The sequence below is a fragment of the Erwinia sp. AK-PDG3-5 genome (assembly GCF_056821705.1).
Map to the genome: position 1 here is coordinate 424,020 of NZ_CM165967.1, position 26,340 is coordinate 450,359.

Genomic DNA, 26,340 nt, shown 5'->3' on the forward strand with positions numbered 1-26,340 from the left:
AGCCAGAAGCTTGGATACGTCCTTTTAGATACTGACGATATGGAGATCGCGCGAATGGCATTTCAGACATGGCAAGTCGGCCTGGATATTCAAAACGGGCAACTCTGCGCCCTCGGCATCCAGCGCCGTCGGAACGGCTGGCAACTTCGCCACTGGTGGCAACATGCGTTGCCGCAAGATACGTTAGTTAACGGGCTGCTGCAACGTCCTGAGCCGGTGATCGCCCTGCTGCAAAGCTGGCGCAGGCGGCTCCCATACCGCATCTCGCTGCGGGTGGGTTTTCCTCCACAACTGGTGCTGCAGCGGCAGATCGAGCTGCCTGGCAGCCAATTGCGTGAACCAGAGCGTAGCAGGTACATCACCGCAGCGGCGAGGCGATTTTTCCCAATTGAACCGGAGACGCTGGCGCTGGATTACCGTGTGGAGGCCGACGCCGGCAAAGCGCTCTATCTGACCGCAGCCCGGCAGGATGCGCTTCAGAGTTGGCTGCACTGCCTTCAACAGGCCAGACTCAACCCACAAGTGCTGGAACTGTCGCCCGCGGCACTGCACGCCCTTTCAACCACTTTACCGCTCAACCCGTCGGCAGCGCTGGTTCACCGTTTGCAGGATCACTGGCTGTGGTATTGCCCATTTCCGGGCAGGCCTCGCTGGGGCTGGAGTTCAGTGCAGGATGCGCCAGATTTTGCCGCGTTACAGCAGAAGCAGTTAGCGGACGTTGACGCATTTTATTACAGCTCTTACCAAAAGGAACCGCTGCCGGAGCGCGCGCAGGGGTTGGATCCTTTTGCCGCATTTGCCCTGAAGCAGCCGCCGTTGCCCACGCTCAGTGGGGCTTTTTCGCTGGCTGCCGGACTGGCGCTTCGTCCAGGAGATGCCTGATGGTCTGGGTCAATCTGTTGCCCTGGCGGGCACTCAAACTGAAAAGGGCGCGTCAGCGTTGGGCATGGGTGCTGGGTGTGCTGGTGCTGACACTGAGCGCCGCCGCAATGCCAACGGTCGGGACGCGGGCGCTTAACCAGCAGTACCAACGTCTGGACAGCTTTATGCAGGGCGCCAGCCAGCGTCTGGAAGAGCAGACCCGGCAGATGTCGGCACTTACGCTGGAAAAAGAGGGCCTGCAACGCCAGCTTCAGGCGCGACAGCTACGTCAACATCGCCTTGATCGCTGGCGAAGCTTTGCCCTCAGTCTTCCCGAAGTGATGCCCGAAACGCTGTGGCTGAGTGCCATTGCGAAAAACGCTGCCAGTCTGACGCTATCAGGAGTTTGTCAGGGGATAAGCGATCTCGAGGCATTTCGCTTAAAGCTGCAAACGCTGGCGCTGGCCGCGCAGGTAAAAACCGGGCAGCTGAGTCGAGGCCCACAAGGCAGGCTGGCCTTTAACCTGTTGGTAACGCTTGCAGGAGAAGAAGATGAATAGCGCCTGGTCTCGCTGGCTGAGTTTACCGGTCTGGGTTCAGGGCTTGCTGCTGTGTGCGGCCGTTTGTGCTTCTGCACTGTGCGTTTGGCATCTTTGGGCCGCACCGGCCGACCAGCAGGCCTTAAAGCTGCTGGCTCAGCATCGGCTGCAAAGCAGTCGGTATCAGCTTCTTGTGCAACGCCTGATGGCGTCGGGATCCTTTGCCAGTGCCAGGGAGGAAATCGCGCAACTTCAGCAGGCGCTGCAGCCTGAGCAGAAAACAGCCTTCTCTTTACTGACGTTGATGCAGGTTTCAGGGGGCGAGTTGGCAGACTGGCAACCCAGCCGCCAGGGAGGAAGCCTGACGTTGGATGTTAGCTGGCCGCAGGTGGAAAGCCTGTTTGGCTATCTGAGCACGCTGCCCGCCGGCGTGACGCTATCAAGCTTCACCCTCAAGCCTGAACACGCGCAGCTGCGTTTCCATCTGACGCTGGCCCTGAATCATGAAGACTGAATGCGGAAACCTCTGTAGGGCAATCGTTAGCCTGTTGTTGCTGATCGCTGCTCACAGTCAGGCCGGTCGCGATCCCTTTCAGCCATTGGTGAGTGAATGCGAGCAACATCCGATGCCTTTTCACTGGCAGCTGAAAGGGATCATTGGCCAGGCTGACGATTTCCATGCCTGGCTGATAGCAAAACAAGGCAAGTGGATCCAGCTGACTCAGGGCCAACAGCTTAGCCAGCGCTGGCAGTTGCAGGAGATCACCGCGTTGAGCATTACCCTGGCGGATCTGAACGGGTGCGAGCCAGCGTTTAAAAGGAACTTAAAAGGGAGCATTTATGAAAAGGATAGTTTGCCTGCTGATGTTGATGGGCGTACTGACGCCGTTAAAGGCCAATGAACGACCGGTTTCGCTGGCCTTTGACGATGCGCCGGTGGGGCAGGTGCTGCAGGCGCTGGCTGACTGGCAGAACCTGAATTTGATGGTGGCGCCAGACGTGCAGGGTACGCTTTCCCTCAGGCTGACGAACGTTCCCTGGCAACAGGCGCTTCAGCTGGTGGCCCGCATGGCTCAGCTCAGTGTCGAAACCGAAGACAGTATTTTACTGGTGTGGCCGGAAAGCCGGGCGCTGGAACAGCAACGCAAGGAGGCGCTGGAACAGGAGCACCAGCGTGAGAAGGCAGAGAAAGAACAGCTGCTGATAACCGAAGTGCTGACGTTGGCCCACGCGGATGCCAGCATCGTTAACAGCAGTTTGCAGTCGGAGCGTGCACGACTGATGAGTGAGCGCGGAAGCGTTACGGTCGATGCCAGAACCAACAGTTTACTGCTGCGTGACACGCGCCCAGCGTTGGAGGCCACCCGACGGTGGGTACAGGCGCTGGATGTGCCGTTGGAACAAATCGAGCTGGCGGCCCATATCGTCACCATCAACGAGGAGAGCCTGAGAGAGTTGGGCGTGCGTTGGGGCACCACCAGCGATGAGCAAATCACACAGGCGTTGCGCACCAGTCAGTTTACCGTCTCCCTTCCTGTTGCGGATGCCGCCCTGACGGCGGGCTTTACGCTGGCCCGACTGGACGGAAAATTGCTCGATCTGGAGCTTAGCGCGCTGGAACAGGAAAATAAGCTGGAAATTATCGCCAGCCCGCGCCTGTTTACATCCCATCAGCAGCCCGCCAGCATCAAACAGGGCACCGAAATCCCCTATGAAGTGTCCAGCGGCACCAGTGGCACCACTACGGTGGAGTTTAAGGAGGCGGTGCTGGGCATGGAGGTGACGCCGGTGGTTCAGGCTAACGGCCGGATTTTATTGAAGTTACAGCTGACGCAAAACGTGCCAGGCAAAACCATGCGCAGCGGCGAGGGCGATTATCTTGCCATCGACAAACAGGAAATCCAGACGCAGGTGACGTTAAAAGACGGCCAGACGCTGGCCCTGGGCGGCATCTTTCAGCGTTCCACCGCCAGCGGTCAACGCAAAGTTCCGCTGATTGGCGATATTCCGATACTGGGGTCGCTGTTTCGCTATGATATTAATGAACAAAAAAGGCGAGAATTGGTGATCTTCATCACGCCACGACTGATTCGTGATGAGTAATGCTTTTTTTAGTCCAAACTGAGTAACCGGGTGCTTTTTTCCGGCCTTGAAGGCATATGGGTTTGACGCAAGGGCGGAATTAGCTTACAAGGTTTAGCGATTTTGATTTATGGGCCACAGTTTGGCTCCGAAGAATACACAGAACCCGTTTTTTATCGTGCGCAACCGGCGTAGCCGATGCAATGACATCGGGGTGATAAATGAAGCGGACTGAAACGCGCCAGATAGCGCGCAATGGGCAAGGTCAATTTAAACGGTTGCCAAAACACCTTCAGTGTTGAGATAATTTTGTTCTGACTCTCGCACAACGCTCATGAGGTTTCAGTTCATGTCCTGTCCGGTTGGACGGGGTATCATTAACGAATTGTCGTAGTAATACCGAAAAAATGGCAGAGAAACGCAATATCTTTCTGGTTGGGCCTATGGGTGCCGGCAAAAGCACTATTGGGCGTCAGTTAGCTCAGCAACTCAATATGGAATTTTTCGATTCCGATCAAGAAATTGAGCGACGTACCGGAGCGGATGTGGGTTGGGTGTTCGACGTCGAAGGCGAAGAAGGCTTCCGCGATCGCGAAGAAAAAATCATCAACGAACTCACTGAGAAGCAAGGCATTGTGCTGGCGACCGGTGGCGGTTCCGTTAAATCACGTGAAACCCGTAACCGTCTTTCGGCTCGCGGCGTAGTGGTGTATCTGGAAACGACCATTGAGAAGCAGCTTGCCCGCACTCAGCGCGATAAAAAGCGTCCTCTGCTGCAGGTGGAATCTCCACCGCGCGAGGTGCTGGAAGCGCTGGCCGCAGAACGCAATCCGCTCTACGAAGAGATCGCTGACGTGACGATCCGTACCGACGACCAGAGTGCGAAAGTGGTCGCGAATCAGATCATCAACATGTTGGAAAAGAGCTGAGTCCAGCTCTGACCGCCTGCGGGCCAAAGTAATAAAAAGGTGATAACGCTTCATGGAGAAGATTACCGTCACTTTGGGGGAGAGAAGTTACCCCATTACCATCGCTGCCGGACTGTTTACCGATCCGGCTTCTTTTTGGCCGCTTAAGGCGGGCGATCGGGCCATGCTGGTGACAAACCAGACGCTGGCCCCTCTCTATCTCACGCCTGTGCGCCAGCTGCTGGAAGGCGCTGGTGTGGAGGTTGACCAGGTGATCCTTCCCGACGGCGAGCAGTATAAAACGCTGGCGGTCATGGATCAGGTCTTTACCGCTCTTCTCGAAAAACCTCACGGTCGTGACACTACCCTTATCGCGTTAGGCGGTGGGGTTATTGGCGATCTGACCGGGTTTGCCGCCGCCAGCTATCAACGTGGCGTGCGCTTTATTCAGGTTCCTACCACATTGCTGTCGCAGGTTGACTCCTCTGTGGGAGGCAAAACGGCGGTTAACCATCCGCTGGGCAAGAACATGATCGGCGCGTTCTATCAGCCCGCTTCGGTGGTGATTGATATTGACTGCCTTAACAGCCTGCCGCCACGCGAGTTAGCGTCTGGCCTGGCTGAAGTGATCAAATACGGCATTATCCTCGACGCTGAGTTTTTTGGCTGGCTGGAAGCGAACATCGATGCCCTGCTGGCCCTTGATGGCAACGCGCTGGCGTATTGTATCCGCCGCTGTTGCGAGCTGAAAGCCGACGTGGTGGCCGCAGACGAACATGAATTAGGGCAACGTGCGCTGTTAAATCTCGGCCATACCTACGGCCACGCGATCGAAGCCCATATGGGCTACGGTAACTGGCTGCACGGTGAAGCCGTCGCTGCCGGCATGGTCATGGCAGCCCGCACGGCCGAGCGTCTGGGGCAATTCTCTGCTGAGGATACCGACCGGATCATCCGGTTGCTGAAACGTGCCGGTCTGCCGGTCACCGGCCCGGAATCGATGGCGGCTGAAGCGTATTTGCCGCATATGATGCGTGACAAGAAAGTACTGGCTGGAAAACTTCGTCTGGTGTTACCTCTCGCTATCGGCCAGTCCGAAGTGCGCAGCGGCGTGGCCCATGATACGGTGCTGGCTGCGATCAACGACTGCCTGCCAGTCTGAAGCTGTTACATCGGGCTTGTGCCCAACGATCAAGTTATCCGCCGCTCAGAGGATGTTGAGTGGCGTCGCTGCTCTACTGTAGGAGGTTGAATGGACGAGTTTAAACCGGAAGACGAGTTAAAACCTGACACCAGTGATCGCCGCCCGCAGCGATCCCGCAAGACGTCTTCTGCCCCTAAAGTCCCGGTATCCCGCCAGCATATGATGATGGGCGTCGGTATTCTGGTGCTGCTGCTTTTGGTGATTGGTATCGGCTCCGCGCTGAACTCGCCGGGTGACAGCAACAGTAGCCAGACGGCTGAGAAGCCTGCTGCGCCAACCGGTACTGCGGGCACAACACCTGCACAGTCCGGCAGCGATAAAAATATCGATCTTTCTGGTTCCTCATCAATGAGCGGCCAGTCTGGATCCCAGCCTGCGCCTGATAGCACTGCGGCAAACCCGCCGGCGACCAGCAATGGCCCGCAGGAACTCAGCGCACCGCCAATCTCTTCCACGCCAACTCAGGCCGCACCGGTTCAAACCCCGGCTAATCAGCAGCGCGTTGAGCTGCCGGGCGATCTGAACAATGCTCTGAGCAATCAGCAAGGTCAGGTCGATGCCGCCGCACAGGGTGCGCAGGATTCCGGTAGCTCATTGCCTACCGCACCGGCAACCGTTGCGCCGGGTGGCAATACGCCACCTGCAACTGCAGCTAAGCCCGCCGCCAGCCAGCCACGTCATCCGACTCAGCATCAGACTCCGGCTACTGCGCACAAGCCAGCCGCGGCTAAATCTGCTGCAAAAGAGACTAAGCACGCTGCCATCACGCCAGCCGCGCGCAGCGCCTCTGAGCCGGCAAAAGCTTCTACCTCAACGCCGGGTGGCAGCTATACGCTGCAACTGAGCAGCGCCTCGCGTTCAGATACCCTGAATGCCTGGGCGAAGAAACAAAACCTGAGCAGCTACCACGTGTATAAAACCGCACGTAACGGTCAGCCATGGTATGTGCTGGTCAGCGGCTCGTATGCCACGCCAGCGGATGCGAAGCGCGCCGTAGCCTCGCTGCCGGCTGAGGTTCGTGCACAAAACCCATGGGTGAAGCCAGTCAGCCAGGTGAAGAAAGAGTCCACTGAATAGAGGTCAGGCGAGCCTGATTTACTGATGAAACTGTTAGCCCTCTTCGGAGGGCTAACTATTCAAAGCGCAGATAGGTTGTTGTTGTCATCGCAGCCAGAAAAATAAGTGTAATAAAAAACGACGGCATGAAAAAAAATCGCGCTTTTTTAAAATGGGCGGGTGGCAAATACCCGCTGCTTGAAGATATCCATCGTCATCTGCCGGAAGGCGACTGTCTGATAGAGCCTTTTGTCGGGGCCGGATCGGTGTTTCTTAATACTGAATTTCCGCGCTACCTGCTGGCGGATATCAACAGCGACCTGATTAACCTCTACAACATCGTTAAAACCCGCGTCAGCGAGTTCACCACCGATGCCCGCGAGCTGTTTACCAGCGAAACCAACGACGCCGAGTTCTACTACGCTCGCCGTGCTGAGTTTAATCGCTGTGAGGATCCTTACCGCCGTGGCCTGCTGTTTTTGTATCTCAACCGCCATTGCTACAATGGGTTGTGTCGCTACAACCTGAGCGGTGAGTTCAACGTGCCTTTTGGCCGTTATCGCAAACCCTATTTCCCGGAGGACGAGCTGTACTGGTTCTCTGAACGTTCACAAAACGCCACCTTTGTCTGTGAATCGTACGATGTTACCCTGAGCCGTGCACATAAAGGGGCGGTGGTCTATTGCGATCCCCCGTATGCACCGCTGTCAGCGACGGCGAACTTTACCGCTTACCACACCAACAGTTTCAGTCTGCTGCAACAACAGCATCTGGCGCAACTGGCGGAGAAGCTGTCGATGGAGAGCCACATTCCGGTGCTGATCTCCAATCACGATACCCCGCTGACCCGCGAATGGTATCAGGCGGCAAAGCTGCATCAAATCAAAGCGCGGCGTTCGATCAGTCGCAACAGTAACGGACGTAATCAGGTGGATGAACTGCTGGCGTTGTTCGCCGGGAGTTAGCCCTCAACTGCGGTACGTGCCTGTCGTCAGGTGCGCTAATTGGGAGAAATGGATGAAACAGTTTTTACTTGCCCCATCAATTCTGTCTGCGGATTTTGCCCGTCTGGGTGAAGACACAGCAAAAGCGCTGGCCGCCGGTGGCGATGTCGTGCATTTCGATGTGATGGACAATCACTACGTTCCCAATCTGACCATGGGGCCAATGGTACTGAAAGCGCTGCGCGACTATGGTATTACCGCGCCGATTGATGTGCACCTGATGGTGAAGCCGGTCGATCGCCTGATCCCGGACTTTGCTAAAGCCGGTGCCAGCTACATCACTTTCCACCCGGAAGCCTCCGAGCATGTCGACCGCTCGCTGCAGCTGATTAAAGAGCACGGCTGTAAAGCCGGTCTGGTGTTCAACCCGGCCACCTCGCTCAGCTACCTGGATTACGTGATGGACAAGGTGGATGTCATTCTGCTGATGTCAGTCAATCCGGGCTTCGGTGGTCAATCCTTTATTCCCGGCACCCTCGATAAGCTGCGCCAGGTTCGCAAGCTGATCGACCAGAGCGGTTATGACATTCGCCTGGAAGTGGATGGCGGCGTGAAGGTTGAAAACATCGCTGAGATTGCCGATGCGGGCGCAGATATGTTTGTTGCCGGTTCGGCGATCTTTGGCAAAGCGGATTACAAAAAAGTGATCGACGATATGCGCACCGAACTGGAGAAATCACGCCATGGTTCATTTCACTAAGGTTCGTGCATTGGCTTTCGACCTGGACGGCACGCTGATTGACAGTGCGCCAGGTCTGTCCAGCGCGGTCGATGCGGCATTAACGGCACTCAGCTTACCGGCCGCAGGCGTTGAACGCGTCTCCACCTGGATCGGTAACGGTGCGGATATCCTGATTGAACGCGCGCTGACCTGGGCATTAGGCCATCAGCCGGAAGACGAGCTGATCCGCGATGCCCGCGTGCTGCTGGATACCCATTATGCCACCACCATCGAAAGCGGCAGCAAGCTGTTTCCGGGCGTGAAGGAAGGGCTGGCGGCACTGGCAGCGAAAGGCCTGCCAATGGCGGTGGTGACCAACAAACCCACGCCTTTCGTCGCGCCGTTGTTATCTTCACTGGGCATTGCAGACTACTTCTCGCTGATTATCGGCGGTGATGATGTGGTGGCGAAAAAACCGCATCCGGCACCGCTGTTTCTGGTGTTAGGCACGTTCGGCCTGTTGCAGGAGGAGCTGGTGTTTGTCGGCGATTCCCGCAATGATATTCTGGCGGCTCAGGCTGCTGGCTGTCCCTCCATCGGGATGACGTTTGGCTATAACTACGGTGAGCCGATTGCCACCAGCCAGCCTACCGTTGTACTGGACCATTTTAACGATTTGTTGCCCGCACTCGGGCTGTAATTATCAGGACGAAAAACATGAGCAAACCCATCGTATTTAGCGGCGCACAGCCTTCCGGCGAACTGACCATCGGTAACTATATGGGTGCGCTGCGTCAGTGGGTCAGCATGCAGGATAGCCATGACTGCATCTACTGTATCGTCGACTTACATGCGATCACCGTGCGCCAGGATCCGACCGCACTGCGCAAAGCGACGCTGGATACGCTGGCCCTTTACCTGGCGTGCGGCATCGACCCTGAAAAGAGCACCATCTTTGTTCAGTCGCATGTGCCTGAGCATACTCAGCTGAGCTGGATCCTTAACTGCTACACCTATTTCGGCGAACTTAGCCGCATGACGCAATTCAAGGACAAGTCCACGCGCTACGAAGAGAACATCAACGCCGGTCTGTTTGACTATCCGGTGCTGATGGCGGCCGATATCCTGCTGTACCAGACCACGCAGGTGCCGGTAGGCGAAGATCAGAAGCAGCATCTGGAATTGAGCCGTGACGTGGCATCACGCTTTAACGCGCTGTATGGCGATATCTTTAAGGTGCCAGAGCCGTTTATCCCGAAATCAGGCGCGCGCGTGATGTCGCTGCTTGAGCCGACCAAGAAGATGTCCAAGTCTGACGATAACCGAAATAACGTTATCGGCCTGCTGGAAGATCCAAAAGCGGTGGTGAAGAAGATCAAACGCGCGATGACCGATGGCGATGAGCCGCCGGTGGTACGTTATGACGTGAAGAATAAGGCGGGCGTGTCTAACCTGCTGGATATCCTGTCTGGCGTGACCGGCACCAGCATTCCTGAGCTGGAACAGCAGTTTGAAGGCCAGATGTATGGTCACTTGAAAGGCGCGGTGGCCGAAGCCGTTTCCGGCATGCTGACCGATCTGCAAGAGCGTTATTACCGCTTCCGTAATGATGAAGCGCTGCTGGATCAGATCATGCGTGATGGCGCGGCTAAAGCCCGTGCACAGGCGCAGGTGACGCTGAAAAAAGTCTACGAAGCCATCGGCTTTGTTGCGCAGCCGTAACGGCCGTTGAACAAACCAGAAGCGGACATCTTCGCTTCTGGTTTATCTTTTCATTCCTCAGAACCAACGCAATTTTTCCCGCAAGGCCACCACCCGGCCGACAATTATCAATGACGGGCTGCTGACTTCAGCCGCCAGGCTCCCCAGCTGCTGTAACGTGCCGCTGACCACCCGTTGCTGGGGCGACGTACCTCTTTCTACCAGCGCCACCGGCATATCGGCCGCCATGCCGTGAGCCAGCAGCTGCGTCTGGATCTCTCCCGCCTGCGAAAGTCCCATATAGAACACCAGCGTTTGCTGCTCCGCCGCCAGGTTTGGCCAGTCGAGCGTGCCATTTGCCTGCAGATGCCCGGTGACCAGTCTGACGCTTTGAGCATGATCGCGGTGCGTCAGCGGAATGCCGCTGTACGCTGAACAGCCCGATGCGGCGGTGATGCCGGGCACCACTGAGAAGGGGATCTTCGCGTCCAGCAGGGCCTCCAGTTCTTCCGCGCCGCGGCCAAAGATAAAGGGATCGCCGCCTTTCAAACGCACCACCCGTTTGCCCTGTTGCGCCTGTTCCAGCAGAAGCTGATTAATGCTTTCCTGCGGCACGCAGTGGAAACCTGCCCGCTTGCCAACAAAGATGCGCTCCGCATCGCGGCGCACCAGTTCGAGGATCGCATCGGACACCAGACGATCGTACACCACCACGTCAGCCTGCTGGATCTGCTGCAGGCCTTTCAGCGTCAGCAGCCCGGCATCGCCAGGTCCTGCGCCAACCAGCACCACTTCACCGCGATTCTCAAGCGGTTCAGCAAACAGCGCTTCGGTCAGCTGCGCAACCTGGTCGGTTTGTTGATTGGCCAGCGACTGCGCCAGCCGATCGTGATGAAACACTTTTTCCCAAAACCGTCTGCGTTGACCCATCCCGACGAACCGATCTTTAACCCGCTGGCGAAGAGAACCGGCATAGGCGGCGATTTTCCCCAGATGTTGAGGCAACAGCGCCTCTATTTTTTCCCGCAGTAGTCGGGCCATCACCGGCGCACGGCCGCCGCTGGAGATGGCGACAATCAACGGCGAGCGGTCAACGATGGACGGCATAATGACGCTGGCCTGTTGCGGGGCATCGACGAGGTTACAGAACACCTGTCGTGCCTCGGCGCAGTCGCCCACCTGCTGATTCGCCGCGTCGTCGTCGGTGGCGGCGATCGCCAGCCAGCAACCGTCGAGCATCTCCGCGCGGAAGGTGCCTTCAATCAAGGTGAGCTTGCCCGCCTGCTGCCAGAGCCGGAACTGTGGGGAGAAGTGGGTTGCACAGACTGTCAGGTCGGCTCCGGTTTTCAGCAGCATTCGTGCTTTACGTTCGGCAATGTCACCGCCGCCGACTAACAGACAGGCTCTGTTACGCAGCTGACAAAACAGGGGAAGATAGTCCATACAACGCTCACCAGTCAGAAAGAAAAGGGCCGCCAGAACGCGGCCGGTGCGGGATTTTTACATATCAGTCGGGGATCAAACAGCAATCTCTACCTTACCGTCACGGACGCGGGCAGGGTAGCTGATGACGGAACGGCTTTCGTCATCCATACAGAGGCCATCATGCAGACGGAAACGCTGTTTTTTCAATGGGCTGGCGACCCAAAGCGTCTGCTGATGCTCGCCGATTAATCCGCGAGACAGAACGCTGGCCCCGGCAAAGGGATCGATATTGCTGAGCGCATACACCGTTTCATCGGCGCGTGGGCGGAAGATCGCCAGCTGTTGATTGTTCACCCACGCACACACGCCGGTGGCGGGCAGGATGCTGTCCAGAGAACAGACCGGTTGCCAGTGACTCATGATTGCTCCTCCAACAGAACAACAGGGATGCGCTCCTCCGGCCGTGCCGGGCGATGCTGCTCGCGTTCGCCGATGACCTGCACCAGCGGGTCGCGCCGTGAATCGTTAATAAAGTGAGCGAAGCGCGCGTGCTGACGCGGATCGTCCACGGTCTCTTTCCACTCGCAGACAAACCGCGTGCGCAGTCTGGCGAGTTCGGCTTCCAGCTGCGCATTGAGCGCCAGCGTGTCGTCAACGATCACCCGTTTCAGGTAGTCGATGCCGCCTTCCAGACTCTCCAGCCACAGCGAGGTGCGCTGCAACTTATCGGCCGTGCGGATATAGAAGATCATCAGGCGGTCGAGATAACGGATCAGCGTTTCCTTATCCAGGTCGGCTGCCAGCAGATCCGCATGGCGCGGCTTCATGCCGCCGTTCCCGGCCACATACAGATTCCAGCCTTTCTCGGTGGCGATAATCCCGACGTCTTTGCCCTGGGCTTCGGCACATTCGCGGGTGCAGCCTGAGACGCCGAACTTCATCTTGTGTGGCGTGCGGATGCCTTTGTAGCGGTTTTCCAGCTCGACGCCCAGGCTGACGCTGTCGCCGACGCCAAAGCGGCACCAGCTGCTGCCCACGCAGGTTTTGGCCATGCGCAGCGCTTTGGCATAGGCATGACCGGTTTCGAAGCCGGCGGCGATCAGCTGTGACCATATCGCCGGCAGGTCATCCTTATGCGCGCCAAACAGACCAATACGCTGGGATCCGGTGATTTTGGTGTAGAGGTTGAAGCGGCGGCCAATGTCGCCAATGGCCATCAATCCTTCCGGGGTGATCTCTCCGCCAGCGGATCGCGGGATCACCGAGTAGGTGCCATCTTTCTGAATATTGCCGAGGAAGATATCGTTACTGTCCTGCAGTGAGGTGTGCTCTGGTTTTAATACGTATTCATTCCAGCAGGAAGCCAACAGCGAGCCGACGGTCGGTTTACAGATCTCGCAGCCGTAGCCTTTACCGTATTTCGCCAGCAGCGCATCGAAGGTTTTGATCTCTTCAATGCGGATCAGGTGATACAGCTCCTGGCGTGAATAGCTGAAATGCTCGCAAAGGTGGTGATTGACCTCGATGCCCTGACGGCTCAGTTCGGCATTCAGCACCTGGGTCATTAACGGCACGCAGCCGCCGCAGCCCGTTCCGGCTTTGGTTTCTGCTTTCAGGGCAACAACGGTATGACAGCCGCCCTGAATGGCGCTGACCAGATCGCCTTTGGTGACATCGAAACAGGAGCAAATCTGCGCGCTGTCTGGCAGCGAGTCGACGCCGATTGAGGGCTTGCTCCCGGCATGGGCCGGCAGGATCAGGGCATCCGGGTTCTCAGGCAGTTCAATGGCATTCAGCATCAGCTGCAGCAGATTGCCGTAATCGCTGGTGTCGCCCAGCAGCACCGCACCGAGCAGCCGCGTGTTATCTTCGCTGACCACCAGCCGCTTATAGATTTCCTTGCTCTCATCCAGATAAACATAGCTACGTGAACCCGGCGTGCGGCCATGCGCATCGCCAATGCCGCCCACCTCCACACCCAGTAGTTTTAGCTTGGCACTCATATCCGCGCCAGCAAAGCGGTTGTCATTGCCCAGCAGGTGATCGCAGGTGACCTGCGCCATTTTGTAGCCCGGCGCAACCAGCCCATAGATACGGCCCTGCCAGGCGGCACATTCGCCGATGGCATAGATATCGCCATCAGAGCTGAGGCAGTGGTCATCAATCAGCACGCCGCCACGCGGGCCGAGGGCAAGCTCGCTTTGTCTGGCGAGGGTATCCTGCGGGCGAATACCGGTAGAGAAGACGATAAAGTCGATGTCCAGCGCGCTGCCGTCGACAAACTGCATGCGTTTGCCGCCTTCCGGGCGGTCGGTGATGCGTTGGGTGTTTTTGCCAGTGTGAACCTTCACCCCCATCCGTTCGATTTTCTGCTGCAGCTGCGCGCCACCAAGGGGATCCAACTGTTCCGCCATCAGCACCGGGGCAAACTCCACGACATGGGTTTCGATGCCGAGATTTTTCAGCGCGCCAGCCGCTTCCAGGCCCAGCAATCCGCCGCCCACCACCGCACCGCGCGTGCTGCGGCGCGCGCAGGCTTCAATCGCGTTGAGGTCTTCAATGGTGCGGTAAACAAAACAGTCCTGACCGTCCGCGCCGTTGATCGGCGGCACCCACGGATAGGAGCCGGTGGCGATCACCAGCTTGTCATACTGTACGGCGCGACCGCTGCTGGAAACGATCGTCTTCTCCTGCCGGTTCAGGGTGATCGCCCGTTCGCCAATCAGCACCTCCACGTTATTTTTCAGGTACAGGTCGTTGCGGACCAGCGATAATTCTTCCGAGGTATGATGGGAAAAATAGGCGGAAAGGTGTACGCGGTCGTAGGCCACGCGAGGTTCTTCGCAAAAAACGGTGATGGCAAACTGGCCGGGCGTCGCCTTTGCCAGCAGTTCTTCAATCAACCGGTGGCCTACCATGCCGTTGCCAATGATGACGAGTCGGGTGCTCATATTTGCCTCACAATGCAATGTAATGCCGCTACAATAGCGCGCCCGACCTCCGGCTTATTGATGTACATCAAAGCGCTTTTTAAATACTCCTTTATGGGTATGCTGCTGATTTTCTGGGTTTTATTGTAAGTGTTGGAATTTGCAGAACTTCAGCTGAAACGGATCAGCCGGTGACTGACAATCGCCGTGCAGCCCGCGTAAACAATGTTATGGTTAAAGAAGAGATCACTGACCCTCAGGAGCGTGTATGCAGGCTGTTAATTTGAAATGGATAACGCATGTTCGTTTGCCGGCGCGGGAAGGCCTTTGGCAAATTGAGATCGACGCCGGCAGGATCGTGCGGATTTCCCCGCAGACGCAGAATCCTCCTACGGTGGATGCGCTGGATGCGGAAGGAGGATTAGCCTTTCCGCCATTTATCGAGCCGCATATTCACCTGGATACTACGCAGACCGCGGGCGAACCGGCCTGGAATGCGTCGGGAACGCTGTTCGAGGGCATTGAGCGCTGGGCGGAACGCAAGGCGCTGCTGAGCCACGACGATGTTAAGCAGCGGGCGAAACAGACGCTGAAATGGCAAATTGCCAACGGCATTCAGCACGTACGCACCCATGTGGATGTGTCCGACCCCACGCTGACCGCGCTGAAGGCGATGCTGGAAGTGAAGGCCGAGATGGCGCCGTGGGTCGATATTCAGCTGGTGGCGTTCCCCCAGGAAGGCATTCTCTCTTATCCAAATGGCGAAGCGTTATTGGAAGAGGCGCTGAAGCTCGGAGCGGATGTGGTTGGCGCTATCCCGCATTTCGAATTCACCCGTGAATATGGCGTGGAGTCGCTGCATAAAACCTTCGCGCTGGCGCAGAAGTACCAGCGGATGATCGATGTGCATTGCGATGAAATCGATGATGAGCAATCCCGTTTCGTCGAGACGGTCGCCGCGCTGGCGCTGCGCGAGAAAATGGGCGAACGCGTCACCGCCAGCCACACCACGGCGATGCACTCCTATAACGGTGCCTACACCTCGCGGCTGTTCCGCCTGCTGAAGCTCTCCGGCATCAACTTTGTCGCCAATCCGCTGGTCAATATTCACCTGCAGGGGCGGTTTGACACTTACCCTAAACGCCGGGGCATTACGCGGGTGAAAGAGATGCTCGACGCAGAGATCAACGTCTGCTTTGGCCACGATGACGTGTTCGATCCCTGGTATCCGTTAGGCACGGCAAATATGCTGCAGGTGCTGCATATGGGGCTGCACGTCTGCCAGCTGATGGGTTACGGCCAGATTGATGCCGGCATTAATCTGATCACCCATCACAGCGCCAAAACCATGAATCTGACGGATTACGGACTCGAGGCAGGTAACAGCGCCAACCTGATTATTTTGTCGGCGGAGAATGGTTTTGATGCCGTGCGTCGGCAGGTGCCGGTGCGCTACTCGATTCGTCGGGGAAGGGTAATTGCAGAGACCCGGCCCGCCGAAACCACCATTCATCTGCAGGAAAGCGAGACCGTCGATTTTAAGCGCTGAGCCCTTCCCGCAGGCAATAAAAAAGGCCGGTTTCCCGGCCTTTCGTTTATCTGTCTGATGATTAGTGCGCGGACATATGGCCAGGCAGCTTATGCTTGCTGACGAAGCCCAGCAGCAGACACATCACGAACACCACGGCATACAGACCGTTTGCTGTTAACAGCGCCGCATGTGCGCCGCCTTTTTCAACAATCGGGCCGGTCACCACGAAGGTCAGCATGGTGCCGACGGTGCCGCAGGTCAGGATAAAGTTGACCAGCTTCGGCGAAGAGACTTTGGTCTGCAGCGAGCCGAGGGTGATGATGGTGGTGTAAATCGCGCTGGAGCAGAAGCCCAGGCTGATCATGATCCACTTCAGCATCGACGCGTCGGTCGAGGTGACAAACCAGTACATCAGTGCGGTCGCCAGCAGGGCCAGCACGGTGACAATGCGCTGCGGATCGAAGAAACGCAGGATGGCGCTGAACGCCCACATGCCGATCATGTATGAGGTCCAGAAGTTACCGACCAGACCGCCGGCCTGACTGATATCCATACCCATGGTTTTGGTGGCGTACAGCGGCACCCAGCCAATAAAACCAAGCTGGCCCAGGATATAACAGAGGGCAGCTACGGAGAGCAGCAGCACGCCAACACCCCATTTCTCTTTCTCACCCTGCGGCTGGTTGGGTGCTTTCTTGCCGAGCACCGGGAACTCAAAGCACAGTGCCAGCACAAAGATGGCCACGTAGATCACGCCGATACAGGCATACACCCAGTACCACGGCAGCGAGCGCGCGAGGATGGCGGCGGCAATTATCGGGAAAATCGTTCCGGCCATGCTGAAGAAGGAGTCGGTAAACAGCAGGCGCGAACCGCGCTGACGGCCTTCGTACAGATGGGTGATCAGGAAGGTGCCGATCGACATGGTAATGCCGCTGACCACACCCAACACAAACATGCACAGAGAGAAGACGCTCAGACTGTGGCTGTTCATCAGCCCCAGCACCGCCAACACCATCAGCACAAAACCAAAGATCAGCTGGCGCTTCAGCGGAATAATTTCCATCAGCCAGGCATTCAGAAACACCGCAGCGAGGATACCGGCGTTCAGGAAGGTAAAGGTATTACTCATCTGGGCAACAGGTAACTGGAAATAGTCAGCAATATTTTCCAGCACCATCCCGGTCACAATAACCACTGCGCCGGTAAGCGCATAAGAGAAGAAGCTGATCCAGGTAAGCCCGATGCGATCGCGATTAGTCATAATTGGAAACCTGTGAGTCAAAGGGAGTGTGGAGCAGGACGCCCACGGTAAGCGTCGGAAGTGTAACGATAATCGTGATCAGCTTAAATAATTAATGAAACATTTGTTTTCATATTCATGAATAACGTGAGCAAGCTCACGCTTTATCGGGTCTCGCAAGCGATTGCCCGGACAGGTTTCGACGTAAATATAGGTAAAACGCTGGCGCACGGGTAAGCGCCTCTTTACAATCAGTTTTCTTGCCTGTAGCCCTTTGTAAGGAATCTTTCATGTTAAAACGTACTTTGACAGCGGTTGCGACCGTTCTCGCGCTGTCCTCGATCTCCGTATCTGCTCTGGCAGCCAAGGGAGACACGCATGTGATGTTGACCACCTCCGCTGGCAACATTGAGCTGGAACTCAACAATCAGAAAGCACCGATCTCCACCAAGAACTTCGTTGATTACGTCAACAGTGGTTTTTATAACAACACCACTTTCCACCGCGTGATCCCCGGCTTTATGGTGCAGGGCGGCGGCTTTACTGCGGATATGCAGCAGAAGCCGACCAACGCGCCGATTAAAAACGAAGCCGACAATGGCCTGCTGAACAAGCGCGGCACCATTTCAATGGCCCGTACTGCGGACAAGGACAGTGCCACCAGCCAGTTCTTCCTCAACGTCGCGGACAACGCTTTCCTCGACCATGGCCAGCGTGATTTTGGCTATGCGGTGTTCGGCAAGATTGTGAAAGGCCAGGACGTGGCGGATAAAATCTCCCAGGTTCAGTCGCAGAACGTCGGTCCTTACCAGAATGTTCCGGTGAAACCGGTGATGATCCTCTCCGCAAAAGTACTGCCTTAATCTCCCGATGGGTGATTGCTGCTTATACTGAGTGCAGGCATCTTGCACGCGGCCGCCCGGCCGCATTAAGCAGCAATCACTTCGTCATGGAGGCAGCATGTCCAAAAAAGTCACCGATAAACAAAAACACAGCCTTTGGCAGCAACGACTGGAAGCCAATTTCCTCGCCAGTTTTCAGTTAGGCGGCACCGTCTTCGATCCCGGCCCTGCTCATCCCGGACTTCCCCATTTGCGGGCGCTTCACCATGCCTTATTTCAGGATGTCCTTGAGGATGCGGGCGAACTGCGCCGCGTTGATATCCAGTTGGGCGACACGCCGTGCTGCCATTTCGAATATATCGAGAAAGAAGGCAATGCGCTGATGCAGTCGCTCGAAGATGAGAATGGCCTGGCCGATTTGCCGCTGGAAACGCTGACCGAACGTCTGGCGTGGTATTACTGCGAACTCACGGTGCTGCATCCGTTCCTGCACGGCAATGGGCGCGCTCAGCGACTGCTGTTTGAGCAGGTGATCATTCAGGCCGGGTTTGATATTCAGTGGAAGAATATGGATGCGGAAAGCTGGCAGGCCGCGAATCAGGCGAGTCTGGACGGCGATCTCAGCTTACTGACCGCCGCGTTTGGCAAAGTGGTAAGCGAACGGCCGGAAAGTGCGTAGAATAGCGCGGTCCTGATCCCGCCCGGAGCCACCATGCTACTGCTTATCGATAACTACGACTCATTTACCTGGAACCTCTACCAGTACTTTTGCGAGCTGGGCGCTGAGGTTGAAGTTCACAGAAATGATCGGATCACCCTTGAGCAGATCGCGGCGCTACAGCCCGAACGTTTGGTGATTTCTCCGGGACCCTGCACGCCTGACGACGCGGGGATTTCTCTCTCAGCTATCCGCGCTTTCGCTGGAAAGCTGCCGATTCTGGGCGTCTGCCTGGGGCATCAGGCGATAGCCCAGGCGTTTGGCGCGCGCGTGGTGCGGGCGCGCGAAGTGATGCACGGGAAAGTCTCCGCCATTGAACACAACGATGGCGGCGTGTTTGCCGGTCTGAATCATCCGCTCACCGTCACCCGCTACCATTCGTTGATTGTGGAAAACGGCTCGCTGCCCGATGACTTTGAAATCACCGCCTGGACCCTTGCAAACGGGCAACCGGACGAGATTATGGGCTTCCGCCATCGTCATTTGCCGCTGCAGGGCGTGCAGTTCCATCCGGAAAGTATCCTTAGCGAGCAAGGGCATCAGCTGCTGGCGAATTTTCTTACGCGGAAATAAATTGCCTTTAAGTGATTTATTATGCATATTTTATGATTATAATTTCACTTTTCTGCAACGTTACAAATGATGAGGTAGTCAATGGCAGCGGATAAATTAGCGGTGACGCGGGCGACATTTGATGAAGTGATATTGCCTGTTTATGCACCAGCGCAGTTTGTGCCGGTGAAAGGCAAAGGGAGCCGTGTCTGGGATCAGCAGGGCAAAGAGTACATCGATTTTTCCGGTGGGATTGCGGTCACCGCGCTGGGACATTGCCATCCGGTGCTGGTGGAAGCGTTAAAAACTCAGGGTGAAACCCTCTGGCACACCAGCAACGTGTTTACTAACGAACCCGCACTGCGCCTTGCCAGCAAGCTGATCGCCGCCACCTTTGCCGAGCGCGTGTTCTTCGCGAACTCCGGTGCTGAAGCCAATGAAGCCGCCTTCAAGCTGGCCCGCTATTACGCCTCTAAACGCCATTCGCCGTACAAAAGCAAAATCATCGCTTTCCACAACGGCTTCCATGGCCGCACGCTGTTTACCGTTTCTGTCGGTGGCCAGCCGAAATATTCTGACGGCTTTGGGCCGAAACCTGCCGATATCGTGCATGTGCCGTTCAACGACCTGGACGCGGTCAAAGCGGTAATTGACGATCACACCTGCGCCATTGTGGTTGAGCCGATTCAGGGTGAAGGCGGCGTGATGCCCGCGACCGTCGAATTTATGCAGGGGCTGCGCAAACTCTGTGACGAACATCAGGCGTTGCTGGTGCTGGATGAAGTACAAAGCGGTATGGGCCGCAGCGGCAAGCTGTTCGCCTATGAGCATTACGGCGTGACGCCCGATATCCTCAGCACCGCGAAAGCGCTGGGCGGCGGTTTCCCGGTCAGTGCGATGCTGACCACCAACGAGATTGCTTCCACCATGTCGCCTGGCGTGCACGGCACCACCTACGGCGGAAATCCGCTGGCCTGTGCCATTGCCGAAGCCGCGCTGGATATCATCAATACCGAAGCGGTGTTGAGCGGGGTGGAAACGCGTCGTGAGCAGTTTGTCACCGCGCTGAGAGCGCTGGACGCGAAGCTGGATCTGTTCAGCGACATTCGCGGTAAAGGGTTGCTGATTGGTGCGGCGCTGAAGCCACAACATGCCGGCAAAGCGCGCGATATTCTGAATGCCGCCGCCGCTGAAGGGGTGATGATCCTGAATGCCGGGACCGATGTGATCCGCTTTGCGCCATCGCTGGTGATTGAGCCGACCGACATTGAAGAAGGCATGGCGCGCTTCGCCAAAGCCGTCGAAAAAGTCCTGACTTAACCGACAGTAACGGGAGCTGAGTGGCTCAGCTCCCGATCCGCGACTGTCCTTCTCTGCACCATTCTGCTTACGTCGACTTCCTTAACCGCCGGGACAACCAGCGTCCATGATGCGGCCGCGCGCTCCACGCCAGTGACGAGATGGTGTGCATCACGCTGAGATGCCCCAGGATCCGCTTCACATGCCTTTCCAGGATGGTCACCGGCCCCTGATTCAACTCCATCTGCGTATCCAGCACGTTCGCTTCTGAGCTCGGCCCGTCATACTCCAGCCGCTGTTGGCAACGCTGCAACGCAATCTCACAGGCCTGCAGATAACGCTCCGCCAGCGACGAGGTCAGCATGGTGTGTTCACGCGCCAGCGTGGTCATGGCATTGATATGCTCGACGATAAACTGGCTGTGCGTCACCCACAGTTTCATATCCGCCAGATAGCTGGGATCAAAGCCTGGCTCCTGCATCGACTGATTGAGCGAGTTGAACAGAGCGTTGTGCGCCTGATTAACGCGGATACGCTGATAGGCCAGCTTCACCGGGTCCTGTTCATTCCCCAGCAATAACCGCAGCGCATCCTGATAGGTTTCCAGCGCGTCATGCGCATTCTGCCGCAGCAACCCGCTTTGCCATTGCGGCCACAACCAGATGGTGCCCCCGAAGGCAATCAGGCAACCCATCAGCGTATCCAGTAAACGCGGCAGCAGGAAGTCTGCGCCGTTAAGCGAGAGCAGCTGCAACGAATACACTGCGGTGACCGTAAAGCCAATCATCGCGAAGCCGTAGAATTTACGGATAAACAGGTAGCTGATAAGGGTAATGGCTAGCATCACCAGCAGCACGATGGATTCGGGTGCCTGCAGGCGCAGGGTTACTGCGGCAATCACCAGCCCGGCCAGCGTGCCCAGCGCACGGTGCTGAATACGGACGCGGGTTGCGCTGTACCCGTTCTGGCTGACAAACATGACCGTCATCAGGATCCAGTAGGGTTTGGGCAGATTAAAGAATAGCGCCAGCGAGCTGGCAAAGGTCAGCATCACCGCAAAGCGGGCGGCGGTGCGCAAGGCGGCCGATTTCAGCGACAAATAGCTTCTGATAGCCGGCAGCAGCGGCAGTCGGCGCTGCCGGTCAGCCATCAAATCGCGCTGATAAAGGGGACGCTGGGTACGCAGCACCCGACCAATCCGGCTGAAGTGGTAATAGCAGAAGGTGCCGACGGGGTTATCCGGATTCTGCCGTGAGATCTTCTCCAGCGCCTGAAGCTGCTTATCCATGGTGAAGCGCTCGGGCAGCTTGTGGTAGAGGATATCGTCGGCCAGTTCACGTAGCCTGGCGGCGATGGTCTGCGCATTCCAGCGGATCACCGCTTCGGCATGGCTTTGCTCCACCAGCTTTTGCACTTCTTCCGGCTGATGCAGGCTGACGGAGATGTGCTCCTGCAAATCAAGCGCGATTTGAAACGCGCGGGTCAGCCGCTTGTGGTGATTGTTGTTGGTGGCTGACAGCATATGCATCTGCTGATAGCAGGTGGTGATCAGGTCGACCGCTTTTTGCTGGCGCGCCAGCAGCGGAGGCAGGGCTTTCTCCGGATCGGTGAGTTTGGTCAGCAGGGTGTATTTCGCTTCGCAGTAACCCGCCAGCTCGCGATAGAGCAGGCTTAAGGTTTCCCGCAGCGGCTGCTCTTTCCACAGCCAGAACCAGACCCAGTTGAACACGCCGTACCAGATGGTGCCGAGCACGTAGAGCATCGGCGGTTCCCACACCGGCATGCGTCCTGCCAGGCTAAGGGTGAAGATTGCGGCTATCAGCGAGCCGGGCAGCAGGCGACCATGCAGCGGGCTGATTTCGCCGGTGACGCCCAGCAGCATCGCCATCGAAAACAGGATCACGGGCAGGGGAACGTGGTGACCGGCAAGGTACTGGATCAGGAAACTGCTGAAGGCGAACAGGATTCCGCCAACGATCAGGCGTTTGAAAAAGCGCTTATGAGGAGTATCAAGGCCAGCGAGGTTGCAACAGGCAGGGACTAAGGAAAACAGCAACCCTTTTTGCAAGTCGCCCAGCAGCCATCCCATCGCTACCGGTAAACAGAGCACCAGCGTCTGGCGCAATGCGTAGTTGATCTCCGGGTGATAAATCAGTCGACGCCACATCACTCCACACCAAATAAAAAGGCGCAACACCAGGTGTTGCGCCGTGGATCAGAGCCGATTAGCGCGTGCCGTAGACAACGATAGTTTTACCGTGTGCCGAGATCAGGTTCTGATCTTCCAGCATCTTCAAAATGCGTCCCACTGTTTCACGAGAACAGCCAACGATTTGCCCAATTTCCTGGCGGGTGATCTTGATCTGCATCCCATCCGGGTGCGTCATGGCGTCCGGTTGTTTTGCCAGGTTCAGCAAGGTCTGCGCGATGCGACCCGTCACATCGAGGAAAGCTAAATTGCCCACTTTCTCAGAAGTGACCTGCAAGCGATTCGCCATCTGTGCAGACAGGCGCATCAGAATGTCAGGGTTAACCTGGATCAGCTGACGGAATTTTTTGTAGGAGATTTCAGCCACTTCACAGGCTGTCTTCGCGCGTACCCACGCGCTGCGCTCCTGACCTTCTTCAAACAGGCCAAGCTCGCCAATAAAGTCGCCCTGATTGAGGTAAGACAGGATCATCTCTTTGCCTTCTTCATCCTTGATAAGCACCGCTACTGAACCTTTGACGATGTAGTAGAGGGTTTCTGCCTTTTCACCCTGATGAATCAGCGTGCTCTTGGATGGATACTTATGAATATGGCAATGAGACAGGAACCATTCAAGTGTCGGGTCTGTTTGCGGTTTGCCGAGAACCATTCGCTGTTATCCTCTGTTGTAATCGTGCCTAAATACAGGGGCAGAGTTCCCTGCCAGGCGTTGAAATAGTCAAGCGTTTCCCATCAGGAAATTTATTCGGGCCTCTGTTAAAAGCCTGGCTCGTTATGCGATTCGTTTCGTCGTGCCTGTAGAGTACTGACGAAAATATTACAGCTTTGTTTGTAGCACAGCTTTCAACGAGTGTCTTGTGTTGTCTCGCTTCAGCATAGTGCGAAAATTGCCGCATTGCCGTTTTTCTGGCTAAAGCGTAATCTGGCGATAACTGAATGAATTAGAGGAAATTGTTATGCAGGCTCGAGTCAAGTGGGTTGAAGGGTTAACGTTTTTGGGAGAATCCTCATCCGGGCATCAGGTTCTGATGGACGGAAATGCGGGCGATAAAGCCCCGAGCCCGATGGAGATGGTGTTGATGGCCGCGGGCGGATGCAGCGCAATCGACGTGGTTTCCATTCTGCAGAAGGGCCGCCACGACGTAAAGGATTGCGAAGTGAAGCTCAGCTCCGAACGCCGTGAAGAGGCCCCACGCCTGTTCACCCACATCAATCTGCACTTTATCGTCACCGGCGTGGCGTTAGGCGATAAAGCGGTGTCGCGTGCCGTTGATCTCTCCGCTGAGAAATATTGCTCGGTCGCACTGATGCTGGGCAAAGGCGTGGAAATCACCCACAGCTATGAAGTGATTGAGTTACCGGCGTAAGTCATCCCATCGCCGCCTTAAGCCCCGTTCCCGCGGGGCTTACTCTATTTTCTTACCCTGGATCAGACGTTTCACCAGCGGCCCCATAATCAACTCCATCGCCAGTCCCATCTTGCCGCCCGGCACCACCAGCGTATTAATGTGCGAGATAAACGATCCCTGCAGCATCGACAGCAAATACGGGAAGTCGATATCTTCCAGCGCCTGGAAATGGATCACCACAAAGCTTTCATCCAGCGACGGGATACCGCGCGCCGCGAACGGGTTAGAGGTATCTACGGTCGGCACACGCTGGAAGTTAATGTGCGTGCGGGAGAACTGCGGCGTAATAAAGTTGATGTAATCCTCCATGGATCGCACCACCGAATCCATCACCGCTTCGCGTGAGTGGCCGCGTTCGCTGGTATCGCGCACCAGTTTCTGGATCCACTCCAGGTTAACGATCGGCACTACGCCAACCAGCAAATCAACCTGCTGGGAGACATTGTTCTGCGGCGTCACCACGCCGCCATGCAGCCCTTCATAAAACAGCACGTCTGTCGGTTCCGGCAGGGATTGCCACGGCGTAAAGGTTCCCGGAACCTGATTCCAGGGTACCGCTTCATCATAGGTGTGCAGATATTTGCGGGATTTGCCGCTGCCTGAACGACCATATTCCGCGAAGGTCTGTTCGAGCAGGGCGAAGTCATTGGCTTCCGGGCCGAAATAGCTGATATGGCGGCCCATATCGCGCGCCTTACGGATCGCCATATCCATTTCAGGACGGGTATAACGGTGAAAGCTGTCGCCTTCGACTTCGGCGGCATGCAGATTCAGCTGCTGGAAGATTTTTCTGAAGGCCAGGCTGGTGGTGGTGGTTCCCGCCCCGCTGGAGCCGGTGACGGCAATAACCGGATGTTTGGCTGACATGCGCATACCTCCCTGAGAAAAGTCACATCGATCACGCATTGGTACCATGTTTCGCGCACGGGTGTCATCTTTGCCACTTAACCGGTCACGGAACCTCGCGGCATAATATTGACCGTCTCGTGCAGTTCAGACCACACCAGCACCGCTTCGCCGCTGCTTAACTGGCGGCGAACATCCTTCACTTTTTGTTCCAGCGAGCGTTCCTGCTCACCGTAGTCGGTGCCTTCACGCAGGACAAAGGATTCAATCAGGTTATCGAGGGTGTCAGCGTCGAGCTCTTTCCAGGGAATAATCACGTTAGTTGTCCAGCCAGGTTGAAAGCCATTGAGGAATGCGTTGCTCAAGCCACATTTGCGGATTGCGTAAGGTGCCACCGACAAACCCCACGTGGCCACCATATTCGGTCAGTTGATAGGTCACTGACGCAGGCAGCAGGTCGGGCGTGGGGATCACTTCGTCGGTCATAAAAGGATCGTCTTTGGCGTGGATGATCAGCAGCGGTTTTGCCACGCCGGGCAATAACGGCATCGCGCTGCAACGACGGTAGTAATCCGTCGCATCCTGAAAACCGTGTGCCCTGGCGGTAATGGCATCATCAAAATCACGCAGCTTTTTCAGCGCCCGAAGCTCAGTCAGATCGATGGGCAAGGTGCCAGGCCAGGCAAGCAGTTTGCGTTCAGCGTTTTGCTTCAGAAGATTGAGCAGGTAGCGCTGGTAAACGCGGGAAAATCCCTGCTCCAGCTTCTGGCTGCAGGGTTCCAGCATCAGCGGGGCCGATACCACCACCGCCGCATCCAGCAGGCAGTTTGCGCCCTGCTCGCCCATCAGGCAGGCCAGCATATTCCCGCCCAGCGAAAACCCAACGGCGGCGGTGGGAACCTGCCCCCACTCTGCACGCAGCCAGTTAAGGAAAAAGGTGGCATCGCTGGTTTCGCCAGAGTGATAAATCCGGTGGAGGCGATTGGGCTCGCCGCTGCAGCCACGAAAATGCATCACCACCCCCAGCCAGCCTCGCGCCTGACAGCTTTCCAGCAGCCCGTGGGCATAAGGGCTGTTTACGCTGCCTTCCAGACCGTGAAACAGCACCATCCGCGGCTTGTGTCTGGCACCTGCAGGATCTTCACTCCACGCCAGATCGATAAAATCCGTGTCCGGCAACGTCAGGCGTTGCCAGTGAGGTTTTAGGTTAATCCGACGGCGAACCAGGCGCGGCAGAAGCGTTTGCAGGTGCGCATTGCTCATGCCGGTTAAGGGCTGAAAAGAGGCGGCTGCTGAGTGATTAAAATTCATGTTCAAAAT

At 56.6% G+C, this 26,340-nt stretch carries 27 protein-coding genes; 18 read left to right on the forward strand and 9 right to left on the reverse strand.

Features of this window, described 5'->3' with window-relative positions; all coding sequences use genetic code 11:
- Window positions 1-54: 54 nt before the first annotated feature.
- The 12 genes from pilM to trpS all read left to right on the forward strand — a co-directional run bounded on the left by pilM (window position 55) and on the right by trpS (window position 10,037).
- The gene (gene pilM, locus AC1UKS_RS01845) at window positions 55-882 is read left to right on the forward strand and encodes a type IV pilus biogenesis protein PilM (RefSeq protein WP_482435511.1); all 828 of its coding nucleotides are present in this window, start codon (window positions 55-57) and stop codon (window positions 880-882) included.
- Entirely contained in the window at window positions 882-1,421 is a 540-nt protein-coding gene (locus tag AC1UKS_RS01850) for a PilN domain-containing protein (protein WP_482435512.1), read from the forward strand. Before pilM ends, AC1UKS_RS01850 begins: the two co-directional genes overlap by 1 nt.
- The gene (locus AC1UKS_RS01855) at window positions 1,414-1,914 is read left to right on the forward strand and encodes a HofO family protein (protein ID WP_482435513.1); all 501 of its coding nucleotides are present in this window, start codon (window positions 1,414-1,416) and stop codon (window positions 1,912-1,914) included. The genes AC1UKS_RS01850 and AC1UKS_RS01855 overlap by 8 nt, the downstream gene beginning before the upstream one ends.
- Window positions 1,904-2,302 (forward strand): HofP DNA utilization family protein, encoded by a 399-nt coding sequence (locus AC1UKS_RS01860; protein ID WP_482435515.1) that lies wholly within the window; start codon window positions 1,904-1,906, stop codon window positions 2,300-2,302. Before AC1UKS_RS01855 ends, AC1UKS_RS01860 begins: the two co-directional genes overlap by 11 nt.
- Complete coding sequence (hofQ, locus tag AC1UKS_RS01865; RefSeq protein WP_482435517.1) at window positions 2,241-3,503, forward strand: DNA uptake porin HofQ; 1,263 nt, start codon at window positions 2,241-2,243, stop codon at window positions 3,501-3,503. Before AC1UKS_RS01860 ends, hofQ begins: the two co-directional genes overlap by 62 nt.
- Window positions 3,504-3,889: 386 nt before the next feature.
- Entirely contained in the window at window positions 3,890-4,411 is a 522-nt protein-coding gene (gene aroK / locus AC1UKS_RS01870) for a shikimate kinase AroK (protein ID WP_041692146.1), read from the forward strand.
- A gap of 52 nt (window positions 4,412-4,463) precedes the next feature.
- Window positions 4,464-5,552 (forward strand): 3-dehydroquinate synthase, encoded by a 1,089-nt coding sequence (aroB, locus tag AC1UKS_RS01875; RefSeq protein WP_265909307.1) that lies wholly within the window; start codon window positions 4,464-4,466, stop codon window positions 5,550-5,552.
- 90 nt (window positions 5,553-5,642) lie between these two features.
- Window positions 5,643-6,671 carry an SPOR domain-containing protein gene (locus AC1UKS_RS01880; protein WP_482435519.1) on the forward strand — a complete coding sequence of 343 codons (1,029 nt, stop codon included), beginning with the start codon at window positions 5,643-5,645 and terminating at the stop codon, window positions 6,669-6,671.
- Between the two features lie 125 nt (window positions 6,672-6,796).
- Window positions 6,797-7,615 (forward strand): adenine-specific DNA-methyltransferase, encoded by an 819-nt coding sequence (gene dam, locus AC1UKS_RS01885; protein WP_053141532.1) that lies wholly within the window; start codon window positions 6,797-6,799, stop codon window positions 7,613-7,615.
- A gap of 52 nt (window positions 7,616-7,667) precedes the next feature.
- Entirely contained in the window at window positions 7,668-8,354 is a 687-nt protein-coding gene (gene rpe, locus AC1UKS_RS01890) for a ribulose-phosphate 3-epimerase (protein ID WP_013204189.1), read from the forward strand.
- A complete protein-coding gene (locus tag AC1UKS_RS01895; protein WP_482435522.1) occupies window positions 8,338-9,015 on the forward strand; it encodes a phosphoglycolate phosphatase in 678 nt (225 codons plus the stop codon). Before rpe ends, AC1UKS_RS01895 begins: the two co-directional genes overlap by 17 nt.
- A gap of 17 nt (window positions 9,016-9,032) precedes the next feature.
- On the forward strand, window positions 9,033-10,037 hold the full coding sequence (gene trpS / locus AC1UKS_RS01900) for a tryptophan--tRNA ligase (protein WP_482435523.1): 1,005 nt from the start codon (window positions 9,033-9,035) through the stop codon (window positions 10,035-10,037).
- Window positions 10,038-10,094: 57 nt separating this feature from the next.
- Here trpS and cysG read toward each other — a convergent pair whose 3' ends face one another.
- From cysG to nirB, 3 genes are all read right to left on the reverse strand, one after another.
- Window positions 10,095-11,459, reverse strand: coding sequence for a siroheme synthase CysG (gene cysG, locus AC1UKS_RS01905; RefSeq protein ID WP_265909311.1), 1,365 nt, complete (start codon window positions 11,457-11,459; stop codon window positions 10,095-10,097).
- Between the two features lie 75 nt (window positions 11,460-11,534).
- Window positions 11,535-11,861, reverse strand: coding sequence for a nitrite reductase small subunit NirD (gene nirD, locus AC1UKS_RS01910; RefSeq protein ID WP_482435525.1), 327 nt, complete (start codon window positions 11,859-11,861; stop codon window positions 11,535-11,537).
- A complete protein-coding gene (gene nirB / locus AC1UKS_RS01915) occupies window positions 11,858-14,392 on the reverse strand; it encodes a nitrite reductase large subunit NirB (protein ID WP_482435526.1) in 2,535 nt (844 codons plus the stop codon). Before nirB ends, nirD begins: the two co-directional genes overlap by 4 nt.
- A gap of 247 nt (window positions 14,393-14,639) precedes the next feature.
- Here nirB and AC1UKS_RS01920 point away from each other — a divergent pair, with 247 nt between their 5' ends.
- Window positions 14,640-15,920, forward strand: a complete 1,281-nt coding sequence (locus AC1UKS_RS01920; RefSeq protein ID WP_482435527.1) for a cytosine deaminase — start codon at window positions 14,640-14,642, stop codon at window positions 15,918-15,920.
- Between the two features lie 61 nt (window positions 15,921-15,981).
- On the opposite strand, the gene tsgA is transcribed toward AC1UKS_RS01920, so the two are convergent.
- Window positions 15,982-17,166, reverse strand: coding sequence for an MFS transporter TsgA (tsgA, locus tag AC1UKS_RS01925; protein WP_151036423.1), 1,185 nt, complete (start codon window positions 17,164-17,166; stop codon window positions 15,982-15,984).
- Between the two features lie 269 nt (window positions 17,167-17,435).
- On the opposite strand from tsgA, the gene ppiA reads away from it, so the two are divergent.
- The 4 genes from ppiA (at window position 17,436) to argD (ending at window position 20,577) form a co-directional block, all read left to right on the forward strand.
- The gene (gene ppiA / locus AC1UKS_RS01930) at window positions 17,436-18,008 is read left to right on the forward strand and encodes a peptidylprolyl isomerase A (RefSeq protein ID WP_053141543.1); all 573 of its coding nucleotides are present in this window, start codon (window positions 17,436-17,438) and stop codon (window positions 18,006-18,008) included.
- Window positions 18,009-18,105: 97 nt separating this feature from the next.
- Window positions 18,106-18,666: a putative adenosine monophosphate-protein transferase Fic gene (locus AC1UKS_RS01935; protein ID WP_206404367.1), complete on the forward strand. Its 561-nt coding sequence runs from the start codon at window positions 18,106-18,108 to the stop codon at window positions 18,664-18,666.
- 33 nt (window positions 18,667-18,699) lie between these two features.
- The gene (locus AC1UKS_RS01940; protein ID WP_482435530.1) at window positions 18,700-19,278 is read left to right on the forward strand and encodes an aminodeoxychorismate synthase component II; all 579 of its coding nucleotides are present in this window, start codon (window positions 18,700-18,702) and stop codon (window positions 19,276-19,278) included.
- 81 nt (window positions 19,279-19,359) lie between these two features.
- Complete coding sequence (gene argD, locus AC1UKS_RS01945; protein ID WP_482435532.1) at window positions 19,360-20,577, forward strand: bifunctional acetylornithine/succinyldiaminopimelate transaminase; 1,218 nt, start codon at window positions 19,360-19,362, stop codon at window positions 20,575-20,577.
- A gap of 67 nt (window positions 20,578-20,644) precedes the next feature.
- Here the strand turns inward: argD and AC1UKS_RS01950 are convergent, their stop codons facing one another.
- The gene (locus AC1UKS_RS01950; protein WP_482435534.1) at window positions 20,645-22,723 is read right to left on the reverse strand and encodes a YccS/YhfK family putative transporter; all 2,079 of its coding nucleotides are present in this window, start codon (window positions 22,721-22,723) and stop codon (window positions 20,645-20,647) included.
- Between the two features lie 58 nt (window positions 22,724-22,781).
- On the reverse strand, window positions 22,782-23,414 hold the full coding sequence (gene crp / locus AC1UKS_RS01955) for a cAMP-activated global transcriptional regulator CRP (protein ID WP_005969523.1): 633 nt from the start codon (window positions 23,412-23,414) through the stop codon (window positions 22,782-22,784).
- Window positions 23,415-23,721: 307 nt separating this feature from the next.
- On the opposite strand from crp, the gene AC1UKS_RS01960 reads away from it, so the two are divergent.
- On the forward strand, window positions 23,722-24,132 hold the full coding sequence (locus tag AC1UKS_RS01960) for an OsmC family protein (protein ID WP_013204174.1): 411 nt from the start codon (window positions 23,722-23,724) through the stop codon (window positions 24,130-24,132).
- 39 nt (window positions 24,133-24,171) lie between these two features.
- Here the strand turns inward: AC1UKS_RS01960 and AC1UKS_RS01965 are convergent, their stop codons facing one another.
- The 3 genes from AC1UKS_RS01965 to AC1UKS_RS01975 all read right to left on the reverse strand — a co-directional run bounded on the left by AC1UKS_RS01965 (window position 24,172) and on the right by AC1UKS_RS01975 (window position 26,331).
- On the reverse strand, window positions 24,172-25,041 hold the full coding sequence (locus AC1UKS_RS01965) for a phosphoribulokinase (RefSeq protein ID WP_482435537.1): 870 nt from the start codon (window positions 25,039-25,041) through the stop codon (window positions 24,172-24,174).
- Window positions 25,042-25,118: 77 nt separating this feature from the next.
- Window positions 25,119-25,337: a YheU family protein gene (locus AC1UKS_RS01970; protein WP_482435539.1), complete on the reverse strand. Its 219-nt coding sequence runs from the start codon at window positions 25,335-25,337 to the stop codon at window positions 25,119-25,121.
- A gap of 1 nt (window position 25,338) precedes the next feature.
- Complete coding sequence (locus tag AC1UKS_RS01975) at window positions 25,339-26,331, reverse strand: hydrolase (protein ID WP_482435541.1); 993 nt, start codon at window positions 26,329-26,331, stop codon at window positions 25,339-25,341.
- Window positions 26,332-26,340 lie beyond the last annotated feature (9 nt).

What these genes read in the sequence shown, in the direction of transcription:
- pilM (WP_482435511.1), top strand. Translation starts at nt 55, where the DNA reads ATGGCATTTCAGACATGGCAAGTCGGCCTGGATATTCAAAACGGGCAA.
- aroB (WP_265909307.1), top strand. Translation starts at nt 4,464, where the DNA reads ATGGAGAAGATTACCGTCACTTTGGGGGAGAGAAGTTACCCCATTACC.
- tsgA (WP_151036423.1), bottom strand. Translation starts at nt 17,166, where the DNA reads ATGACTAATCGCGATCGCATCGGGCTTACCTGGATCAGCTTCTTCTCT.
- aroK (WP_041692146.1), top strand. Translation starts at nt 3,890, where the DNA reads ATGGCAGAGAAACGCAATATCTTTCTGGTTGGGCCTATGGGTGCCGGC.
- AC1UKS_RS01965 (WP_482435537.1), bottom strand. Translation starts at nt 25,041, where the DNA reads ATGTCAGCCAAACATCCGGTTATTGCCGTCACCGGCTCCAGCGGGGCG.
- nirD (WP_482435525.1), bottom strand. Translation starts at nt 11,861, where the DNA reads ATGAGTCACTGGCAACCGGTCTGTTCTCTGGACAGCATCCTGCCCGCC.
- AC1UKS_RS01940 (WP_482435530.1), top strand. Translation starts at nt 18,700, where the DNA reads ATGCTACTGCTTATCGATAACTACGACTCATTTACCTGGAACCTCTAC.
- AC1UKS_RS01975 (WP_482435541.1), bottom strand. Translation starts at nt 26,331, where the DNA reads ATGAATTTTAATCACTCAGCAGCCGCCTCTTTTCAGCCCTTAACCGGC.
- AC1UKS_RS01880 (WP_482435519.1), top strand. Translation starts at nt 5,643, where the DNA reads ATGGACGAGTTTAAACCGGAAGACGAGTTAAAACCTGACACCAGTGAT.
- hofQ (WP_482435517.1), top strand. Translation starts at nt 2,241, where the DNA reads ATGAAAAGGATAGTTTGCCTGCTGATGTTGATGGGCGTACTGACGCCG.
- crp (WP_005969523.1), bottom strand. Translation starts at nt 23,414, where the DNA reads ATGGTTCTCGGCAAACCGCAAACAGACCCGACACTTGAATGGTTCCTG.
- trpS (WP_482435523.1), top strand. Translation starts at nt 9,033, where the DNA reads ATGAGCAAACCCATCGTATTTAGCGGCGCACAGCCTTCCGGCGAACTG.
- AC1UKS_RS01960 (WP_013204174.1), top strand. Translation starts at nt 23,722, where the DNA reads ATGCAGGCTCGAGTCAAGTGGGTTGAAGGGTTAACGTTTTTGGGAGAA.
- AC1UKS_RS01860 (WP_482435515.1), top strand. Translation starts at nt 1,904, where the DNA reads ATGAAGACTGAATGCGGAAACCTCTGTAGGGCAATCGTTAGCCTGTTG.
- rpe (WP_013204189.1), top strand. Translation starts at nt 7,668, where the DNA reads ATGAAACAGTTTTTACTTGCCCCATCAATTCTGTCTGCGGATTTTGCC.
- AC1UKS_RS01920 (WP_482435527.1), top strand. Translation starts at nt 14,640, where the DNA reads ATGCAGGCTGTTAATTTGAAATGGATAACGCATGTTCGTTTGCCGGCG.
- argD (WP_482435532.1), top strand. Translation starts at nt 19,360, where the DNA reads ATGGCAGCGGATAAATTAGCGGTGACGCGGGCGACATTTGATGAAGTG.
- dam (WP_053141532.1), top strand. Translation starts at nt 6,797, where the DNA reads ATGAAAAAAAATCGCGCTTTTTTAAAATGGGCGGGTGGCAAATACCCG.
- AC1UKS_RS01935 (WP_206404367.1), top strand. Translation starts at nt 18,106, where the DNA reads ATGTCCAAAAAAGTCACCGATAAACAAAAACACAGCCTTTGGCAGCAA.
- cysG (WP_265909311.1), bottom strand. Translation starts at nt 11,459, where the DNA reads ATGGACTATCTTCCCCTGTTTTGTCAGCTGCGTAACAGAGCCTGTCTG.
- nirB (WP_482435526.1), bottom strand. Translation starts at nt 14,392, where the DNA reads ATGAGCACCCGACTCGTCATCATTGGCAACGGCATGGTAGGCCACCGG.
- AC1UKS_RS01895 (WP_482435522.1), top strand. Translation starts at nt 8,338, where the DNA reads ATGGTTCATTTCACTAAGGTTCGTGCATTGGCTTTCGACCTGGACGGC.
- AC1UKS_RS01855 (WP_482435513.1), top strand. Translation starts at nt 1,414, where the DNA reads ATGAATAGCGCCTGGTCTCGCTGGCTGAGTTTACCGGTCTGGGTTCAG.
- AC1UKS_RS01950 (WP_482435534.1), bottom strand. Translation starts at nt 22,723, where the DNA reads ATGTGGCGTCGACTGATTTATCACCCGGAGATCAACTACGCATTGCGC.
- AC1UKS_RS01850 (WP_482435512.1), top strand. Translation starts at nt 882, where the DNA reads ATGGTCTGGGTCAATCTGTTGCCCTGGCGGGCACTCAAACTGAAAAGG.
- ppiA (WP_053141543.1), top strand. Translation starts at nt 17,436, where the DNA reads ATGTTAAAACGTACTTTGACAGCGGTTGCGACCGTTCTCGCGCTGTCC.